This window comes from Methanobrevibacter sp. 87.7 (genome assembly GCF_002208625.1).
Taxonomy (GTDB): domain Archaea; phylum Methanobacteriota; class Methanobacteria; order Methanobacteriales; family Methanobacteriaceae; genus Methanarmilla.
Genome location: NZ_MRCT01000180.1, coordinates 1 through 3,250, shown reverse-complemented (window position 1 = coordinate 3,250; position 3,250 = coordinate 1). Strand labels below are relative to the sequence as shown.

Genomic DNA, 3,250 nt, shown 5'->3' with positions numbered 1-3,250 from the left:
TTTTTTGTATAATTCTATTTTTCTTGTTTTTAAATTGGTATTTTAATAGTATTTTATTAGTATTAAATAGCTAAAGATTAAAAGTTATAGAAAATAAGTTTATAATTTAAAATATTATAAAACTAGTATAATTTAATAAAAAAAGTATTTTGTTTATGATTTAAAGTTTTTTTAAAAAAAGAAATTAATTGAATAATTATTATAATTATTCAACTGTAACATTGTAGGATTTAGGTTGTACTTTTGGTATAGTTAATGTAACAGTACCTTTTTTGTATTTTGCTTTACTTTCTTTTGTTTTAATTTTTTTAGATAATGGTATTATCCTTTTTGCTTTACCTGTAATTCTTCCTTGGATTAAATATTTAAGTTCTTTTTCTTCCTCTTCCTCTTCTTTATCTCCATCTTCAACTGCGTCAGTTGCGATTTCTTTAAGTTCATCTTCGAAAGATTGGAATTCACAGGTGATAATAACAGTTTGTTCTTCAATAGTTACATTTACAGAGTCTTTAGAAGATCCTGGGATATCTGCTTTGATGTAATAATTTTCTTCATCTTCAAGTAAGTCTACTTTTATTTTTGAGATTGAGGTATCCCTGTAATCTCTAATCATATTATCGATTTCTTTTCCTGCGGATTTTACACTATCTACAATATCGTCTGCTGCTTTTTGTGCTCTTTCTTTACTTTTTGAGTAATCATAACTATCCATGATTATTTCCTCCTTTAGTATAATATAACTTATATTAGTTATGTATAATTATATTCTTTTTTTATTAATATTTTGTTATTTTCATATATTTTCTTTAATATTAATTTAAATAGTATTTATTATATTATTTAATTATTTTTTATAGTTTTTATATTTTTTAGAATATGTTTTTCTTTATTTACTTTATTTTATGATTTTTATTTTTATGTTTTTGTAAAGATATTTTAGTTTTATTTAGTTAATTAAAATAGCTTTTAGATTTATTCTTATAATAATTTTTAATTAATTTATAAAAATTCTAAATATTTTAAAATTTAGTATTTTTATTATAGTATATTTAAATTATTATATTGTTTTGAGATTTAATTTATTGATTATTTTTAAAAGTAGTTTTTTGTTTTAATTATTAAAACTTAGTTTTAAGTTTAATCTAAATATTATATTCTTAAATTTTCTAAAAAAAGTAGTTTAATTTTTAATTATATTTTAATAATAGATAAAAAAAGTAAAAATTTATAATTTAATAGTAATCATCATCTTCCTCTTCATCACGAGGTATTTTTTTAATACTATCAAATTTTTTAAGTATTTCTACACCACTACCATCGTAAGCAGAGATTATTAATGGATCTTCTGTTTTATCAATAAACCCTTTAATATATTCATAATTCTTACCTTTACTTTCATATTCTGTAAGGTCAATTTTATTAAATAATGGGATAAATGGTATATCAAAAATCCTTTTAATTTCAGTATATAATTTATATTGGTTTTCAAGATAGTAACCACATGTTTCTGAACTATCAAAAATAAATAAAATTGTATCAGCTAAATCTTCAAGTGCTACAATAGCATTTAATTCAATATCATTCATATCACTTATAGGTCTATCAAGTAATCCCGGAGTATCTATAATTTGAATATCATTCCAATGTCTTTCAATATGTCCTATTTGTATACCTTTAGTTGTAAATGGATAATTTGCAACTTCTGGTTCAGCACTAGTTAATTGTCTAAGTAATGTAGATTTACCTACATTTGGGAATCCTGCAATTACAACTGTTTTTGCATCAAAATTAATTGTTGGCATATTTCTTAATCTTGATTTAGCATAATCTAAGAAATCAAGATCTTTAGATATTTTTTTAATTACTGAAGAAATTCTACCATATGCTTGTTTTCTTAATTTACTTGCTCTATCTGGTGCTGATCTTCTAATTTTTTGTCTGTATTGTTCTTCTAATTGTGCAATAATTCCATAAGCCCAATTAACTGCACCTAAAGATTGTTTAAGAGAATCTACACCTACAGTAATATCAATATAATCTTGATAAAAGACAGGTAATTCTTCAATTTCCGGGGTACGGTCTAATATCATTTTTAATTTATCTTTAATTACTTGACAAGCAGTTGTAACCCTTACTTCTTCAACTCTTTTTCCTTTAATGTGTTTAGGCATTCTTTCAGATCTTTTCATATCTGCTGCCTTTTTTCCTCTTGAAAAACCTTTATCTAAGATTTCATCAATTGTTGGTATTGTTGGTATCATCATAATATCACTAATTAAAAATTGTAAAATAAGTTTTTATAGATTTTTTATTTAAAATCTATAAAATGTTTTTTATTATTTTCCTTTTGTGGAATTTATAAAATAGTTTTTTTCTATTTTATTATTTTCCTTTTGTGGAATTTATAAAATAGCTTTTATATTTTATTATTTTCTAAAATTTAATAAAATATATTATTATTTTACTTAAATTAAGTAAAATAAATTAATTTAAATAATTTCATCAAATATTTGTCCTTGGAACTTATATATTTCTACAGGTTCACTAAACCATGCATTTGGTGAAAGGCCTGCTTTTAGACAAGTATGTGATAAAAATTCCTCTTTATCCATATCATTTTCTGTTGCAACTTGTGGTAAGAGTAATCCTTTTGAGTATCCTTCTTCAACTATTAAACCATCTTCTCCAATAGTAATTTTATTTGGATAATCATGTGGATTATCAACTTCAATAAGTTCTGGTTTTGTTAAAACAGTAAGTTCAATCCTAATATCTGAAAGTTCACTTGTTTTTAAAATTGGGAATCTGTAATCAGAAACGGCAGCAGATATTGCAGAATTAATTGTAGCTTCAATTAGTGGCATAACTGGTTCTGAATAACCAATACATCCTCTTAAATTATTATTTTTGTTTAAAGTTACAAAAACACCTAATTTTTCAAATAAATATTTTGGACAATCTTTTGGTGCACCAATTTTAATTCTGTTATCTAAATATAGTTCAATAGCTTCTCTAGCAACATCTATAAGATATTGGCCATCTTCTTCAGTTAATACCATTTTATCACCTAAATTTATTTATAGTTAATAAAATAAAACCTATTTTTAGGTTTTTTAACTTTTATTAAATTAATGAACTTAAAAATATTAAGACAATTATTTAAATTATTCTTTAAGTTAAATTTCAATAGAGCTAATTACTATTTAAGATAATTTTAAATTTTTATACTATTTATATTTTTTAAAAATAC

The 3,250-nt window shown here is 22.4% G+C and carries 3 protein-coding genes; all 3 read right to left on the bottom strand.

The genetic code is table 11. The features are described 5' to 3' along the window. Nucleotides 1–205 precede the first annotated feature (205 nt). A complete protein-coding gene (locus BGI41_RS07340; RefSeq protein WP_088540018.1) occupies nucleotides 206–712 on the bottom strand; it encodes an Hsp20/alpha crystallin family protein in 507 nt (168 codons plus the stop codon). A gap of 520 nt (nucleotides 713–1,232) precedes the next feature. After that, nucleotides 1,233–2,264 (bottom strand): NOG1 family protein, encoded by a 1,032-nt coding sequence (locus BGI41_RS07335; RefSeq protein WP_088540016.1) that lies wholly within the window; start codon nucleotides 2,262–2,264, stop codon nucleotides 1,233–1,235. 225 nt (nucleotides 2,265–2,489) lie between these two features. Continuing rightward, nucleotides 2,490–3,059 (bottom strand): TIGR00296 family protein, encoded by a 570-nt coding sequence (locus tag BGI41_RS07330; RefSeq protein WP_088540014.1) that lies wholly within the window; start codon nucleotides 3,057–3,059, stop codon nucleotides 2,490–2,492. Nucleotides 3,060–3,250 lie beyond the last annotated feature (191 nt).

Coding starts and splice junctions, on each gene's coding strand:
- BGI41_RS07335 (WP_088540016.1), bottom strand. CDS start 2,264: ATGATGATACCAACAATACCAACAATTGATGAAATCTTAGATAAAGGT.
- BGI41_RS07340 (WP_088540018.1), bottom strand. CDS start 712: ATGGATAGTTATGATTACTCAAAAAGTAAAGAAAGAGCACAAAAAGCA.
- BGI41_RS07330 (WP_088540014.1), bottom strand. CDS start 3,059: ATGGTATTAACTGAAGAAGATGGCCAATATCTTATAGATGTTGCTAGA.